General features: G+C 69.7%; 13 protein-coding genes. 3 read left to right on the top strand and 10 right to left on the bottom strand.

What is annotated here, in order from left to right:
• Nucleotides 1-31: 31 nt before the first annotated feature.
• The 7 genes from ccsB to hemL all read right to left on the bottom strand — a co-directional run bounded on the left by ccsB (nucleotide 32) and on the right by hemL (nucleotide 7,839).
• On the bottom strand, nucleotides 32-1,132 hold the full coding sequence (gene ccsB, locus ACIBJB_RS33640; protein ID WP_398936285.1) for a c-type cytochrome biogenesis protein CcsB: 1,101 nt from the start codon (nucleotides 1,130-1,132) through the stop codon (nucleotides 32-34).
• Nucleotides 1,129-2,919: a cytochrome c biogenesis protein ResB gene (locus ACIBJB_RS33635; RefSeq protein WP_398936283.1), complete on the bottom strand. Its 1,791-nt coding sequence runs from the start codon at nucleotides 2,917-2,919 to the stop codon at nucleotides 1,129-1,131. Before ACIBJB_RS33635 ends, ccsB begins: the two co-directional genes overlap by 4 nt.
• Before the next feature lie 3 nt (nucleotides 2,920-2,922).
• Entirely contained in the window at nucleotides 2,923-3,696 is a 774-nt protein-coding gene (locus tag ACIBJB_RS33630; protein WP_062042019.1) for a cytochrome c biogenesis CcdA family protein, read from the bottom strand.
• A 1-nt stretch (nucleotide 3,697) separates the two neighbouring features.
• On the bottom strand, nucleotides 3,698-4,306 hold the full coding sequence (locus ACIBJB_RS33625) for a TlpA family protein disulfide reductase (RefSeq protein ID WP_398936281.1): 609 nt from the start codon (nucleotides 4,304-4,306) through the stop codon (nucleotides 3,698-3,700).
• Between the two features lie 66 nt (nucleotides 4,307-4,372).
• A complete protein-coding gene (locus ACIBJB_RS33620) occupies nucleotides 4,373-5,635 on the bottom strand; it encodes a hypothetical protein (protein ID WP_398936279.1) in 1,263 nt (420 codons plus the stop codon).
• 198 nt (nucleotides 5,636-5,833) lie between these two features.
• Nucleotides 5,834-6,523 (bottom strand): histidine phosphatase family protein, encoded by a 690-nt coding sequence (locus tag ACIBJB_RS33615; protein ID WP_398936277.1) that lies wholly within the window; start codon nucleotides 6,521-6,523, stop codon nucleotides 5,834-5,836.
• Nucleotides 6,520-7,839, bottom strand: a complete 1,320-nt coding sequence (gene hemL / locus ACIBJB_RS33610; protein WP_398936275.1) for a glutamate-1-semialdehyde 2,1-aminomutase — start codon at nucleotides 7,837-7,839, stop codon at nucleotides 6,520-6,522. Before hemL ends, ACIBJB_RS33615 begins: the two co-directional genes overlap by 4 nt.
• 304 nt (nucleotides 7,840-8,143) lie before the next feature.
• Between hemL and ACIBJB_RS33605 the strand changes: the two genes are divergently transcribed.
• Both ACIBJB_RS33605 and ACIBJB_RS33600 read left to right on the top strand, forming a co-directional pair.
• Complete coding sequence (locus tag ACIBJB_RS33605) at nucleotides 8,144-8,791, top strand: hypothetical protein (protein ID WP_174269201.1); 648 nt, start codon at nucleotides 8,144-8,146, stop codon at nucleotides 8,789-8,791.
• Nucleotides 8,721-9,107: a transposase gene (locus ACIBJB_RS33600; protein ID WP_398936273.1), complete on the top strand. Its 387-nt coding sequence runs from the start codon at nucleotides 8,721-8,723 to the stop codon at nucleotides 9,105-9,107. The genes ACIBJB_RS33605 and ACIBJB_RS33600 overlap by 71 nt, the downstream gene beginning before the upstream one ends.
• On the opposite strand, the gene ACIBJB_RS33595 is transcribed toward ACIBJB_RS33600, so the two are convergent.
• Complete coding sequence (locus ACIBJB_RS33595; protein ID WP_398936271.1) at nucleotides 9,085-10,479, bottom strand: MFS transporter; 1,395 nt, start codon at nucleotides 10,477-10,479, stop codon at nucleotides 9,085-9,087. The two genes, ACIBJB_RS33600 and ACIBJB_RS33595, sit on opposite strands and share 23 nt — an antisense overlap.
• A gap of 104 nt (nucleotides 10,480-10,583) precedes the next feature.
• Between ACIBJB_RS33595 and ACIBJB_RS33590 the strand changes: the two genes are divergently transcribed.
• Nucleotides 10,584-11,153, top strand: a complete 570-nt coding sequence (locus ACIBJB_RS33590) for a TetR/AcrR family transcriptional regulator (protein ID WP_398936269.1) — start codon at nucleotides 10,584-10,586, stop codon at nucleotides 11,151-11,153.
• 73 nt (nucleotides 11,154-11,226) lie between these two features.
• On the opposite strand, the gene ACIBJB_RS33585 is transcribed toward ACIBJB_RS33590, so the two are convergent.
• Both ACIBJB_RS33585 and ACIBJB_RS33580 read right to left on the bottom strand, forming a co-directional pair.
• Entirely contained in the window at nucleotides 11,227-12,411 is a 1,185-nt protein-coding gene (locus tag ACIBJB_RS33585) for a M20 family metallopeptidase (protein ID WP_398936267.1), read from the bottom strand.
• A gap of 55 nt (nucleotides 12,412-12,466) precedes the next feature.
• Nucleotides 12,467-14,020 carry an AbgT family transporter gene (locus tag ACIBJB_RS33580; protein WP_398936265.1) on the bottom strand — a complete coding sequence of 518 codons (1,554 nt, stop codon included), beginning with the start codon at nucleotides 14,018-14,020 and terminating at the stop codon, nucleotides 12,467-12,469.
• Nucleotides 14,021-14,093 lie beyond the last annotated feature (73 nt).

The raw sequence follows: 14,093 nt of genomic DNA, 5'->3' as shown, positions 1-14,093 counted from the left end.
CACAGGGAACCGGCCTTCGCCGCACGTGGGTTCAGACGCCGGCGTAGGAGTGCTTGCCGCTGACGAAGATGTTGACGCCGTAGTAGTTGAACAGCCAGCAGCCGAAGGCGAGCATCGCCAGGTAGGCGGCCTTGCGGCCCTTCCAGCCGGCGGTGGCGCGGGCGTGCAGGTAGCAGGCGTAAGCGACCCAGGTGATGAACGACCAGGTCTCCTTGGGGTCCCAGCCCCAGTAGCGGCCCCACGCGTCGCCCGCCCAGATCGCGCCCGCGATGATCGTGAACGTCCACAGCGGGAAGACGGCCGCGTTGACGCGGTAGGCGAACTTGTCGAGGCTCGCGGAGGCGGGCAGCCGGTCGAGGACGGAGTTGGCGAACCTGCCGGGGGTGCCGCCGGACGCGATCTTGTTCTCGTAGCTGTCCTTGAAGAGGTACAGGATCGTGGCGACCGCGCCGACGTAGAAGACCGCACCGCAGAAGATCGCGGTGGAGACGTGGATGTACAGCCAGTACGAGTGAAGGGCGGGAACCAACTGGTCGCTGGCGGTGTACAAGACAGTGACGGCCAGGCCGAGATCGAGGAGGACCGTGGTGACCAGGAACAGCCCGAGCCAGCGCACGTTCTTCTTCAGGGCCAGCAGCCCCAGGTACACGGCGACGGCCACCGTGGAGAAGGTGATGTTGAACTCGTACATGTTGCCCCAGGGCGCCCGCTCCACCGAGGCCGCGCGGGCGACCACCCCGGCGAGCTCGACGAGAAAGGCGAGCACCGTGAGGGAGATGGCGATACGCCCGTAGAGGTCGCCCTGCTCGTCCCCGCCGTGCGCACCGGGCCCGTCGGGCACGTCCCGCGATCCGGCCGCGGACCGCACCACAACCTGCGGCCGCTCCAGTACGGCGGTGCTGCCGCCCTTGTTCACGGTGACGGCCGGCACTTTGGCCTTCGCCTTCGCGTCGGCGGTGAGCGCGGCGGCGGTCCGGCCGACCTTGCTGCGGCTGCCGAGGAGCCATTCGGCGATGTAGGCGAAGAAGGCCAGCGTGTAGACGGCCATCGACGAGTAGATCAGCGTGTTGCTGATGTTGGCGAGGTGCTCGTTGGTGGCGGTGGCCAACTCGGTTGCGGCGGCGAGAGTCATTTCTCAGGCCTTTCGGCAGGTACGACTTGGGGGTCGGGGGTGGTTGGCTCGGTGCTCGGCTCCGAGGCGGGGTCGGCGATCGGGGACTTGGCGGAGTGCTGGGCGTCGGAGGCGGCGTCGTGGTCGGGTGCTCCGGGAGCCTGGTCGTACAGAACCCCCGCGAGCTCGCCCAGCTCCTCCGGCACCTTCGCCGACTCGCTGCGGCCCAGGCCGGCCATCTCCACGACCGTCACCCCGTCGGCGCCGCGCACCGCCCGTACCCACACCCGGCGGCGCTGGAGGAACAGGGACGCGGCGAGGCCGAAGATCGCGGTGAGGGCGCCGGCGAGGGCCCAGCCGCTGGCGGGCTGCTGGACGACCTGGAAGTTCGCCCACTGCTTGGTGCCCTCAAAGGTGACCGAACCGGCGCCGCCCGGGAGCTGCATGGTCTGGCCGGGCTTCAGGTTCTCCCTGAGCTGCGCGCCCTTGGAGTCCTTGAACCCCTTCATATGCGACTTGTCGAGCTGGTACACGCTCTGCGGGATGCCCGAGTCGACGCCGAGGTCACCGTGGTACGGCGTGAGGTTGAGCACCGGGTTGTTCAGCGCGGGGAAGGTGGAGGCCGTCTCGCTGCCCTGGGTGTAGGTGGGCAGGAAGAAGGCCGAGATGCCCAGCTGCTCGCTGACGCCCTTGGGGTTCTTGTAGCCGTCGAGGACCTTGACCACACCGGTGGAGGTGACGTTGGAGTCGAGCGGCAGCATCGCGACCGCGTCGTGGAAGACGACGTTGCCCTTGCCGTCCCGCACGGTGATGAGGGGCGCGTAGCCGTGGGCCGTGAGGTAGACCTTCGCGTCGCCGATCTCCAGCGGCTCGTTGACCTTGACGAGGGTCTTGTGGTCCTTGCCGTAGGCGCCCTCGCTGTAGGTGATGGCGGCCTGGTAGAGGCGCGGGGTGCCCTTGTTGGGTCCGGAGGTCTCGTAGGTGCCGGTGAACTTGTTCAGGGTGAAGCTGAGCGGCACCAGATCGCCGGTGTCGAAGAGGTTCCCGGACTTGAAGTCGTCGTACTGGGTGAGGGTGTTGGAGAAGCCGTCGCCCTCGACGACCAGTTTGTTGCCCTCGGACTTGAAGAGCTGGCCCCAGGCGAAGGCGGTCAGCAGAACGATGAGCGCGATGTGGAAGGCGAGGTTGCCGACCTCGCGCAGATAGCCCTTCTCACCGGCGACGTTGTCACCGGCGAGGTGGGCACGGAAGCGCTTCTTCTTCAGCAGGGCGAGCGCCGCCTCGCGGACCTGCTCGGGCTCGGCCGTGGTGCGCCAGGTGGTGTATGCGGGCAGTCGGGTCAGCCGCTTCGGGGCGCCCGGCGGACGGCCGCGCAGCTGCCCGACGAACTGCCAGGTGCGGGGCACGATGCAGCCGATGAGGGAGACGAACAGCAGGATGTAGATCGCGGAGAACCACACCGAGCTGTAGACGTGGAAGAGGCCGAGCTTGTCGTAGACGTCCCCGAGGGTGGGGTTGTTCTTGACGAAGTCGGCGACCTTCGTGGCGTCGGTCCCGCTCTGCGGGATCAGCGAGCCGGGGATGGCACCGAGCGCCACCAGCAGGAGCAGCAGCAGCGCCACCCGCATGGAGGTCAGCTGGCGCCAGAACCAGCGGGCCCAGCCGACGACCCCCAGGGCGGGCATGCTCAGGCTCTCCGCGGGCGCGGTGGACAGCTGGGAGCCCGCGGCGCCGAGGTCCTGGTCGCCGACGGGAGCGGCGGGAGCGTCCGAAGTGGCGGGTGTGGTGGCGGGTGTGGTCTTGCTCATGGATCAGATCCCCACAGTGAAGCCGGCGGACCAGGACTGGACGTCCTGCACGAGGCGGTCCCACGCGCCGGTCAGCAGCAGCAGTCCGGTCACGATCATCATGGTGCCGCCGATGCGCATGACCCAGACGTAGTGGCGCTTGACCCAGCCGAAGGCGCCGAGCGCCTTGCGGAAGGCGACCGCGGCGAGCACGAAGGGCAGGCCGAGGCCGAGGCAGTAGGCGACGGTCAGTATGGCACCGCGGCCGGCGCTGCCCTGCTGGGAGGACAGGGCGATCACCGAGGCGAGGGTGGGGCCGATGCAGGGGGTCCAGCCGATGCCGAACAGCGCGCCGAGCAGCGGGGCGCCGACCAGGCCCATGGTGGGTTTGTTGTGGAAGCGGAACTCGCGCTGGGTCATCCAGGGCATCAGGCCCATGAAGAAGACGCCCATGAGGATCATGAGCACGCCCAGCACCTTGGACAGCACGCTCTGGTTCTCCTGGAGCGTCTGGCCGAAGTAGCCGAACAGCGCCCCGCTGGAGACGAACACCGCGGTGAAGCCGAGCACGAACAGGGAGGCGCCCGCGACCATCCGGCCGCGCCGGGCCTCGGCCAGATCGGTGCCGGTGACGCCGGTGACGTACGACAGATAGCCGGGGACCAGCGGGAGGACGCAGGGCGAGAAGAAGGAGACCAGGCCGCCGAGGACCGCGATGGGCAGGGCGACGAGCAAGGCGCCGTTGAGGACGGTGCCGTTGTAGCCGGTCTCGGCGGCGAGCGTGACGACTGCGCTCACGTCACTTCTCCGCGAGGACCGGGTTGATCATCTTGCGCAGCTTGCTCTCGCTGAGCGCGGCCAGCGAGCGGGCGGCGATCTTCCCGTCCCGGTCGATGACGAGCGTGGAGGGCACGGCCTGCGGGTTGAGGGTGCCCTTGGAGAAGCGGAGCATCAGCTTGCCCGTCGGGTCGTACAGGCTGGGGAAGGTGATGCCCATGTCCTTCTCGAAGGCGCGGGCGTTCTGGACGCTGGTGTCGCGGGTGTTGACCCCGACGAACTGCACGTCCTGGCCCTTGAGCTCCTTGGAGACCGCCTCGAGGTTGGGCGCCTCGGCCCGGCAGGGGGCGCACCAGGAGCCCCACATGTTCAGGACGACGACCTTGCCCTTGTAGTCGGCGACGTCGAGCTGTCCCCCGTCGACGGTCTTGCCGGACAGGTCGGGGGCGGTGCCCCGGTCGCCCTGCTCGGCGGTGGAGATGCCGTCCGCTCCCATGATGAAGTTGGTGTCGCCGCCTCCGCCCGAGGTGCCGCCCGAACTGCAGGCGGACAGGGTCAGCGCTGCGGCTGCGGCACCCGCGCTGAGCAGGGTGGTACGGACTCGGGAGCGGCTACGACTGGCGGCACTCATGTGAAAAGTTTCGCATGCCCGTTCTGGGGATCTTGCGCACCCCCCTTGTGGGCGGAAACCCGCATTTCAGGCGGCGTTCGACGACGTCGCGGAGGTGTCCTTGAGGAACCCGTTCCAGCCACCCACCGGCTCCTGGCCGACGTCGAGCGTACGGAGCTTGGCGAGGACCTCCGGCTTCTGGACGTCCATCCAGTCGACGAACTGCCGGAAGGAGACCAGACGGATGTCCGCGCCCTTCTCCTTCTCCTGCGCGATGTGGGTCAGAGCCCGCTCGACGGCGTCCATGTAGATGCCGCCGTTCCAGTGCTCGAAGTGGTTGCCGACGAAGAAGGGGGCGCGGTTGGTCTCGTAGGCCCGCTGGAAGCCGGAGATGTACGCGCCGGCGGACTGCTCGCGCCAGGCCGGGTAGTTGTAGGCGGGCGCGTTGGTCGAGTTGATCGACTGGTTGGCGAGCATGTTGTAGTCCATGGACAGGACCTCGAAGCTGCGGCCGGGGAACGGTATGGCCTGCAGGGGCAGATCCCATATCCCGTTGCGCTTCTCGGGCCAGACCTGACGGCCGCCGGGTGAGGAGGCGTCGTAGCGCCAGCCGAGTTCGCGGGCGGTGGGCAGCAGGTTGTCCTGGCCGAGCAGACAGGGGGTGCGGCCGCCGACGAGTTCCTTGTCGTAGTCGAAGGGCAGCGCGGGCAGGTCGGTCCAGCCGGTGTTGGTGCGCCACTCCTTGACGAAACCTTTCGCCTGCGCGATCTCCCAGCGCCACTGCGCCGGCGTCCAGTTGCCCACGGTGCCGTAGCCGGAGCAGAAGTGACCGTTGAAGTGGGTGCCTATCTCGTGCCCTTCGAGCCAGGCCCGGCGGACGTTGGTGAGGGTCGCCCTGACGTGCTCGTCGGTGAGGTAACCGATGTCCGAGGCACCACGCGGGTTGTTCGGGGGGTCGTAGAGCCGCTTCTTCGACTCGGGCAGCAGATACAGCCCGGAGAGAAAGAAGGTCATGTGCGCGTCGTGCTTCCTGGCGAGGTCGAGGAAGCGCGGGAAGAGGCCGTTGCCGACCTCGCCGGCGCCGTCCCAGGAGAAGATCACGAACTGCGGCGGGGTCTGACCGGGCTCCAGCGGCACCGGCTTGCCGGGCTGACGGGGCTGCTTCCCGGTGAAGGAGGTGGAGCCGTCACCGATGGGCCGGGCCGTCGGCGTGGGCGCGTGCGTCGGCTTGGCACCCGAGGTGTGGGTCACCCCGCCCGACCCGGTGAGGGTTCCGCATCCCGAGAGCCCCACGGCGGCCGCGGCGCCCGCACCGAGGCCTATTGCTCCCCTTCGGGTGAGAGAGTGCATGCTTCCCCGATTCGTCACGTTCTCTGGTGGTCACCCAGTCAGAGGAGACGACGAAGGGGGAGGTTCCGGTGATACTTCCGGATTCCGTAACAGCGGGGCCGCGCTGAGGTGCCCCTTCAGGGGCGCGGGGAACTGCGCGACCAGCCACAACGAACCCGCAGCTCCCCACGGCCTTCTTGCCCGGTTTCCCGCGGAGCGCTACGCCCCGAAGGCCTTGCTCTTGCCCTTCACCGGCTTGGCACCCGCCCGCAGATGAACCGGCACAAGATCGATCGCGGGCTCGCTGTAGCCCACGGACACGATCCTGTCGCCCTGGTACGTGAAGGACGTCAAAGAAGCGAGCGTGCACTGCCGCTTGCGCGGGTCGTGCCACAGCCGCCGCTTCTCGACGTACGACCGCACGATCCAGATCGGCAGCTGATGACTGACGAGCACGGCTTCATGCCCCCGCGCCCGGTCCCGCGCAGCGTCCAGCGCACCCTTCATCCGGACGACCTGGTCGACGTAGGGCTCGCCCCAGGACGGCTTGAACGGGTTGACGAGGTGCTTCCAGTTCTCCGGGTTCTTCAGCGCCCCGTCGCCCACGCCGAACGTCTTGCCCTGGAAGACGTTCTCGGCCTCGATGAGCCGCTCGTCGGTCGCGATGTCGAGGCCGTGCGCCTTGGCGATCGGCGTGGCGGTCTCCTGTGCGCGCTCCAGCGGGGAGGCGCAGACGTAGGTGACGTCCCGGGAGGCGAGGTGCTCGGCGACCCGGTCGGCCATCTGCCGCCCGAGCTCGGACAGGTGGTACCCGCCGAGACGGCCGTAGAGAACCCCGTCGGGGTTGGCGACCTCACCGTGCCGCATGAGGTGGACGACGGTGATGTCGCTGTTGTTCGAGGTGCTCATGCTGCCGTGGCCTCCGCCGCCGCTCGGGCCGCCGCCGGAAGGGCGTCGGCGATCCGCTGAACCGCCTGCTCGTCATGGGCCGTGGACACGAACCACGACTCGAAGGAGGACGGCGGCAGGTAGACGCCGTTCTCCAGAAGGGAGTGGAAGAAGGCGGTGAACCGGAAGGACTCCTGCGCCCTGGCGTCCTCGTAGGTGCGCACCGGCCGGTCGGTGAAGAACACCGAGAACATGTTGGAGGCGTTCTGCACGGTGTGCGCGACGCCTTCCTTGCCGAGCGCCTCGGAGACCAGCGACCGGATCTGCTCGGAGACGGCGTCGATCCTGACGTAGGCGGCGTCGTCGAGCAGGCGCAGCTGGGCGAGGCCGGCGGCGGTGGCGACGGGGTTCCCGGAGAGGGTGCCGGCCTGGTAGACGGGCCCGGCGGGGGCGAGATGGCCCATGACGTCTTCCCTGCCACCGAAGGCGGCGGCGGGGAACCCGCCCCCCATGACCTTCCCGAAGGTCATCAGATCGGGCTTGACCCCGTCGATGCCGTACCAACCACTCCCGCTGGTCCGGAACCCGGTCATGACCTCGTCGGAGATGTAGAGGGCGCCGTTCTGCGCGCAGGCGTCCTTCAGCCCCTGGTTGAACCCGGGCAACGGCGGCACGACGCCCATGTTGCCGGGCGAGGCCTCGGTGATCACACAGGCGATCTCACCGGGGTGCCGGTGGAAGGCCTCGTGGACGGCTTCGAGATCGTTGTACGGCAGCACGATCGTGTCGCCGGCCTGGGCACCGGTGACGCCCGGGGTGTCGGGGAGCGCGAAGGTGGCCACACCGCTGCCCGCCGCGGCCAGCAGCGAGTCGACGTGACCGTGGTAACACCCGGCGAACTTGATGACCTTCGTGCGCCGGGTGAAGCCGCGGGCGAGCCGGATGGCGGACATGGTGGCCTCGGTCCCGCTGGAGACGAGCCGCACCTGCTCGAGCGGTTCGACGCGGGCGACCATCTCCTCGGCGAGTGCGACCTCGCCCTCACCGGGGGTGCCGAAGGAGGTGCCTTTCGACACCGCCTCCTGGACGGCGGCGATCACCTCGGGGTGGGAGTGGCCGAGGATCATGGGGCCCCAGGAGCAGACGAGGTCGACGTACTCGCGCCCGTCGGCGTCGGTCAGGTAGGGCCCGGTGCCGGACACCATGAAGCGGGGGGTGCCGCCCACGGCACGGAAGGCGCGGACCGGGGAGTTCACGCCGCCGGGCGTGACGGCGGACGCGCGGTCGAACAGGGCCTGCGAGACAGGCGCATCGTACGAATAGGGCAATTCACTCATATCCTGCGACTACTCCGACCTTCTCCGGTGTGTTCGGCTTTTCTCGGACTCCATTGCCGGTGACTACCTCAGGGTAGGCCAGGCCTCGAAAGCCCCCGGTCCCCGGCGATCTGCGAAACTGGATGCAGATACACACAGCTCACGGAGACGATGGCACGGAGCCGTTTGTTCAGGGGCTGCGAAGATCCTGCGGACAGGTGTTTCAGCGCACGTTTCGGCGGGCGGCCGTGGGGGAGGTCACTGACACGATGATCGGGTTGCGCGGCGGGGGTCGCGCGTCCTAGAAAAGCAGTCGGGTGGAGATATGCATCGCGGTGGCGGACTGGGCGAGGGGACCGATGACCTGGGTCCTCGACGTGCCCGGCGGGGAAGGCACCGACGCGAGGCGGAGGAAGCGGCCGAGACACGTCAGGGGCGGGGCGCCTCGGGCACCCCGGATGAGTCGGAACGCGACGAGCGACGTATCGAACGTCGGATCGATCCGTTGAGGGCGGGAAGCAGGAATGGTGGTCGGGTGGGGGTGACGTACAAGTACTTCGGCGCGCCCGACGGCGCGACCGCGGCCCGCGTCCCGATCTCGATGCGCCCCGAGGAACTCGGCGGCGACGAGCTCGGCATGAACGGCATGTTCACCAAGATCAAGCCGGAGACCATGGCAGCGATGGTCCTCACCGGCATCGAAGGCGTCCCCCTGCACAAGGTCCCCCCGCTCGAACTGGTCGTCCTGCACCCCGACTACGCGGTGGTCAAGCTCCCCATGACGGTCGTGGACCCGCTGCGCGGCATAGGTGAGGAAGCGGTCGGCGCGGCGGCGTTCATCTGGTCGACGGTCCCGGACCGGGGCGGCCCGCGGGACGCGTTCAACGTGTACCAATTGCTGCATGAGTGGCAGGACTTCAGCCATCGGTTGCACGAGGCGGGGCATCAGCCTTATTGCCTTGTGTGGCCGTGACCTGGAGTTTCTGGCGGATCGGGCGGGGTCTTCGGGCCTCGCCCTTTTTGGTGGCGGAGCGGGCCATCAGGCGGCCAGGGCCTCGTTGACTGATGTGCAGTGGGCGCGGATTGAGCCGTTGCTGCCAGACCGGACGCCGAAGCGTGGCGGCCGGACGAAGCGTGGCGGCCGGTGGCGGGATCATCGCCAGGTGATCGAGGCGGTTGCCTGGACGTTCCGCACCGGCTCGCCACGCGACTCGATGCGCCCGGCGAGCGCGCGGTTGGCGCTGTCGGCGGACGCCCGGCGGCGGTTCACGGAGTTCGCCGCGCGCTGAGGTCTGGGCGCTGCTGCGGCGCGGGCGCGGGCGTCGGCCGGGGCCCGGCCAGCCACAGGCCGGTGCACACCGCGGTGGCCAGGGTGACGGCTCCGGCCACGAGGAAGACGCTGTCGAGACCGGCCTCGAAGGATGCTCCGTCGGACTGCCGGGCGCGGACCACGGCCCCGAGCACCGCCACACCGAGCACCGCGCCGATCTGCCGCGTGGTGCTGCTGATGCCCGAGGCCAGGCCGCCCTCCTGCGGGTCGACCGCCTGGATGGCGGCGCCGGTCAGCGGGGACATGGTCAGGGCGAAGCCGACGCCGACCGTGGCGAGCCGCCACCACACGTTCGCGTAACCGGTGTCGGCGTGCACCCCGCCCAGCGTGAGGAGCCCGAGCCCGGCCAGCGCCAGGCCGCCGGTGACGACGGACCGGTAGCCGTACCTGGCGGCGAGACGGCCCGCGAAGGGGCTGACGACGACCATGGCGAGGGTGGCGGGCAGGGTCTGCAGTCCGGCCCGCAGGATCGAGCTGCCCTGGACGTACACGAAGAACTGCGAGAAGAAGAACGACGAGCCCATGAGCGCGAACCCCACCACGGTCATGGCGGAGTTGGAGACGGTGAACAGCCGCTGACGGAACAGGCCCGGCGGCAGCATCGGTGCGGGGTGCCGCCGCTCTATGGTGACGAACGCGGCGAGGAGGACGGCCGCCGCGGCGAAGCCACCGAGGATCACCGGTGAGGTCCAGCCGCGCGAGCCGCCTTCGATCAGGGCGTAGGCCAGGGTGCCGACCCCGAGGACGGACAGGATCGTGCCCGGGATGTCGAGGGCGCGGGCGTCCGGGTTGCGGGACTCCGTAAGGACGCGCCGGCCGGCCACCAGCAGGACCACGCCGATGGGCACGTTGACCAGGAAGATCGCGGGCCAGCCGAACGCCTGTGACAGGACGCCTCCGGCCACGGGCCCGGCGGCCAGACCGATGCCGCTGAGCCCTGCCCACAGCCCGATCGCCCTGACCCGTGCCTGCGGGGCGGGATGCGCGGCCACCAGGAGTGCGAGTGAGGCGGGGCTCAGGGCCGCGGCCCCGACTCCCTGCAGCACCCGCCCGGCCACCAGCCAGCCGACCGAGGGGGCGACGCTGCACAGGACGGACGCGGCGGTGAACACCGCGACACCGCTCAGGTACACGCGCTTGCGGCCGAAGCGGTCGGCGAAGACTCCGCCGGACAGCAGCAGCATGGCGACCAGCAGGACGTAGGCGTCGACGATCCATTGCAGTCCGGTCAGTCCGGTGTCCAGGCGGCGCTGCATGTCGGGCAGTGCCGCGCCGACGATCGTGTTGTCGAGCAGCACCATGAACTGCCCCAGGCAGGCCACCACGAGCATGACGTCCCCTCCCCCTCACCTAAAGCAGCCAGAAGCTGCATTAAGCAGACCGTAGAGCGACTGGGCGCGCAAACGCAAGTGTTAGCTGCTTTAAGGTGGGAGGCATGGACGAGCAACAGCGCACCCGGCGGCCCGGCGGACGCAGCGCCCGGGTCGGCGCGGCGGTGCATCAGGCCGTCACCGACCTGGTGGGCGAACGCGGGTACGGCGGATTCACCGTCAGCGAGGTCGCGGCCCGCGCGGGCGTCGCCGACACCACCGTCTACCGACGCTGGGGCAGCCTCGAAGCGCTGCTCACCGACGTGACCCTGACCCGCCTCAACGCGCGGTCACCGATGCCCGACACCGGGGACCTGGTCGGTGACCTGCGCACCTACGCGGCCCAAGTGGCCCGCGAGATCACCGGACCCGACGGTCTGGCCGTGCTCCGCCTGGCCGTCCTCCTGTCCGGCTCCGGACCCGAGGGCCTGCGCCTGCGCGACGACTTCCTCGCCGAACGCGCCCGGCAGTTGCAGTCCATGCTCGACCGGGCGCGCGAGCGCGGGGAACGGCCCCCCGACGCGCTGGCCGTCGTCGACCACGTCATGGCCCCGATGTACATCCGCGTCCTGTTCGGCGCGGGCCCGCTCACCCCGGAGTACGTGGAGGGCCTGGTCGACCATCTGCTCCGGTGACGGTCAGGCGGCCACGTAGTCGGTGTTGTCCGCACGGCCCTGGTGAGGCGTCGGGCGTGTGCCGCTGCCGTGTTCAGCCGCGCAGCGGATCCGCCAGTCGTGTCAGCAGCCCCGAGACCAGGGCGGTCTGGGCGGGCACGGTGTCCGGGTAGATGAACTCGCCCTGGGCGTGGGCGCCGTCGCCGACCGCGCCCATGCCGCACAGCACCGGCAGACCGAGGGCGGCGACGAAGTTGGCGTCGCTGGCGCCGCCGACGGCGGCGGTGGGCAGCTCCTCACGGCCCTGCTCGCGGGCGACCTCGCGGGCGAGATCGAGGAGCGGGGCGGAGGCGGCGTTCAGGGTCATCGGCGGCCGGTTCCAGGCGTGGTCGACCTGGATGCGTACGCGAGGGTCGCTGACGTCGATGGCGGCGAACTCGGCGTCCACCCGGTCCTGTTCGGCCTGGCTGCTGACCCGGATGTCGACGCTTGCGGTGGCGCGCCCGGCGACGACGTTGGTGGCGGTGCCGCCCTTGATGAGGCCCGTGTTGATCGTGGTGCCCTTGTCGGGCGCGGCGACGCCCGCCGCCGCGACGACGAACTCGGACAGCGCGGTGATCGCGCTCGCCCCGTCCTGCGGCGCGAGCCCGGCGTGCGCCTCGACGCCGGTGACCGTGACCTCGAAGATCCCGGAGCCCTTGCGGCCCGTCTTGACGGCACCGTGTGCGGTCGGCTCCAGCACCAAGGTGACGTCGGCCTTCTTCGCGGTGTCCTCGATCACCGGGCGCGAGGACAGGGAACCGATCTCCTCGTCGCCGTTGAAGAGGAAGGTGACGGTGGGCACGGGGACGCCGCTCTCCCGGGCGAGCTTCAGGGACCAGATCCCTTGCGCCAGACCGGTCTTCATGTCGAAGATGCCGGGCGCGCTGAGCCGCTCCCGCCCGTCGCCGTCCGGCTTCGACTGGTCCCAGTCGGCGAGCGTGCCGGTCGGCCACACGGTGTCGTAGTGCCCCACCAGCAGGACGTGGCCGGAGCCCGTGCCGGTGTAGGTCAGCGTGAGGGTGTCCCCGCACTCGCCGCCCGGGTGCCGCTGCTCGTGGTCGGGGTGGCCGAGCCGGTGCACGGCCAGCTCACGCAGGAGGTCCAGGCCCTCCGCGAGGCCGGCCAGGTCGTAGCTGCTGGTCTCCTGGCGGACGAGCGTGAGGATGTCGGTGACGATCTCCGGCGCGGCCTCCTGGGCACGGGCGGTGAGGGTGGCGGGTGCGGGCGATGCGGTCATGAGCTGCTTTCTCGTACGACGGTGCGGCGGGTGGCGTTGGGGCCGGAGGGCCGGGTCAGCTGATGCCGAAGGGGAGGCCGAGCAGGTACCAGGCCACGAAGAACGCGACCCAGACGACCCAGACGACGGCGGCGATCGGGATGGTGAAGGAGGCCAGCGTGCCGATGCCGGCGGACTTCTTGTGCTGCTGGATGAAGCCCAGCGCCATCGCGAAGTACGGGCTCATCGGGGTGACGCAGTTGGTGACCGAGTCGGCCACGCGGTAGACGGCCTGGGTGGTCTGGGGCTCGATGCCGATGAGCATCAGCATGGGGACGAGCACCGGGGCGGCCAGCGCCCACAGGGCGGAGCCGCTGGTGATCACGAGATTCATGAAGGTGATCAGTACGGCGATGCCGACCAGCACGGTCCAGCCGCTCAGGTGCATCTCCTTCAGGGTCTCCGCGCCCTCGACGGCGATGACGTTGCCGATGTTCGTCCACTTGAAGTAGGCGAGGAACTGCGAGATCGCGAAGAACAGGACCAGGATCGGGGCGTAGGTGCGCGTGCCCTCGACCAGCGCGTCGACGATGTCAGCGGCCGTACGGAAGGTCCCGGCGCTGCGGCCGTAGACCCAGCCGAGCAGGGAGAAGAACAGGAACAGGACGATCGACATGCCCGAGATCACCGGGGACTCGACCAGGGAGCCGTGTTCGCCGCGCAGCGGGGAGTCCGCCGGGATCATGGCCGCGGTCAGGACCGCGACGAAGCCGACGGCGGCCAGGCCGGTCATCCGCAGGGCGCGGCGCTGCTCGGGGGTGACCTCGACCGCCCTCAGTTCCTCGGCACTGAGCGCCTTCACCGGCTCGTCGGGGGCCAGGTCCGAACGCTTGGAGATGACCTTGTCGACGACGAGCGTGATGACCAGGGCGACGAGGACGGACGAGGCGAGGCCGAAGAAGTAGTTCGCGACCGGGGTGACGGTGTAGTGCGGGTCGATGGTGTGCGCGGCAGCCGTGGAGATCGACGACAGCAGTACGTCGGTGGTGGTGAGGGACGGGGAGGCGTCGTAGCCGGCGGAGATGGAGACGTAGGCGACGATGCAGCCGAGGACGGGGCTGCGTCCGGCGGCGCGGAAGACGAGTGCCCCGAGCGGTATGAGGGTGACGTACGCGGCGTCGCCCGCGACGTGGGCGACCATCGCCGTCATCGACAGCGCGAAGGTGAGGTACCTGCCCGGCACCCGGGCGACCATGCGCCGCAGCAGGGTCGTGAACAGGCCGCTCGCCTCGGCGACCGCGATACCGAAGCCCACGATGAGGATCGTGGCCAGCGGCGGGAAGGTCGCGAAGTTCTCGACGGCCCCCTCGACCATCGTCGTGACGCCGGCCTTGCTGAGCAGGCTCTGCACCTTGATGGTCTCGTGCGTTCCGGGATGCACGGTGCTGACCCCGGCCGCCGCCAGGATCGCGCTGAGGACGATGACGACCCCCGCGAGGATCCAGAACAGCCAGAACGGGTTGGGCAGCTTGTTGCCGACCCTCTCGATGGCGGCGAAGGCGCGGAACGCGGTGCGCAGGGCTCTCGACGGTGGCTCGGTGGGCCGGGGCTCGGTGGCGGTGGCACTCATGGGTACCTCTTCGTGCGTTCGGGGAGGGTTCGAGATGACGCGTGGGGAAACCGCTGGGGGATGTTCCTGCAAA

Source organism: Streptomyces sp. NPDC050759 (assembly GCF_044456945.1).
In the GTDB taxonomy this organism is placed as follows: domain Bacteria; phylum Actinomycetota; class Actinomycetes; order Streptomycetales; family Streptomycetaceae; genus Streptomyces.
The sequence above is the reverse complement of the archived record's forward strand: the minus strand, read 5'-3'. Positions and strand labels throughout refer to the sequence as shown.

Excerpts from the sequence above, each read along its gene's own strand:
- ccsB (WP_398936285.1), bottom strand. The coding sequence starts at position 1,132 with ATGACTCTCGCCGCCGCAACCGAGTTGGCCACCGCCACCAACGAGCAC.
- ACIBJB_RS33635 (WP_398936283.1), bottom strand. The coding sequence starts at position 2,919 with ATGAGCAAGACCACACCCGCCACCACACCCGCCACTTCGGACGCTCCC.
- ACIBJB_RS33625 (WP_398936281.1), bottom strand. The coding sequence starts at position 4,306 with ATGAGTGCCGCCAGTCGTAGCCGCTCCCGAGTCCGTACCACCCTGCTC.
- ACIBJB_RS33620 (WP_398936279.1), bottom strand. The coding sequence starts at position 5,635 with ATGCACTCTCTCACCCGAAGGGGAGCAATAGGCCTCGGTGCGGGCGCC.
- ACIBJB_RS33615 (WP_398936277.1), bottom strand. The coding sequence starts at position 6,523 with ATGAGCACCTCGAACAACAGCGACATCACCGTCGTCCACCTCATGCGG.
- hemL (WP_398936275.1), bottom strand. The coding sequence starts at position 7,839 with ATGAGTGAATTGCCCTATTCGTACGATGCGCCTGTCTCGCAGGCCCTG.
- ACIBJB_RS33605 (WP_174269201.1), top strand. The coding sequence starts at position 8,144 with ATGCATCGCGGTGGCGGACTGGGCGAGGGGACCGATGACCTGGGTCCT.
- ACIBJB_RS33600 (WP_398936273.1), top strand. The coding sequence starts at position 8,721 with ATGAGTGGCAGGACTTCAGCCATCGGTTGCACGAGGCGGGGCATCAGC.
- ACIBJB_RS33595 (WP_398936271.1), bottom strand. The coding sequence starts at position 10,479 with ATGCTCGTGGTGGCCTGCCTGGGGCAGTTCATGGTGCTGCTCGACAAC.
- ACIBJB_RS33590 (WP_398936269.1), top strand. The coding sequence starts at position 10,584 with ATGGACGAGCAACAGCGCACCCGGCGGCCCGGCGGACGCAGCGCCCGG.
- ACIBJB_RS33585 (WP_398936267.1), bottom strand. The coding sequence starts at position 12,411 with ATGACCGCATCGCCCGCACCCGCCACCCTCACCGCCCGTGCCCAGGAG.
- ACIBJB_RS33580 (WP_398936265.1), bottom strand. The coding sequence starts at position 14,020 with ATGAGTGCCACCGCCACCGAGCCCCGGCCCACCGAGCCACCGTCGAGA.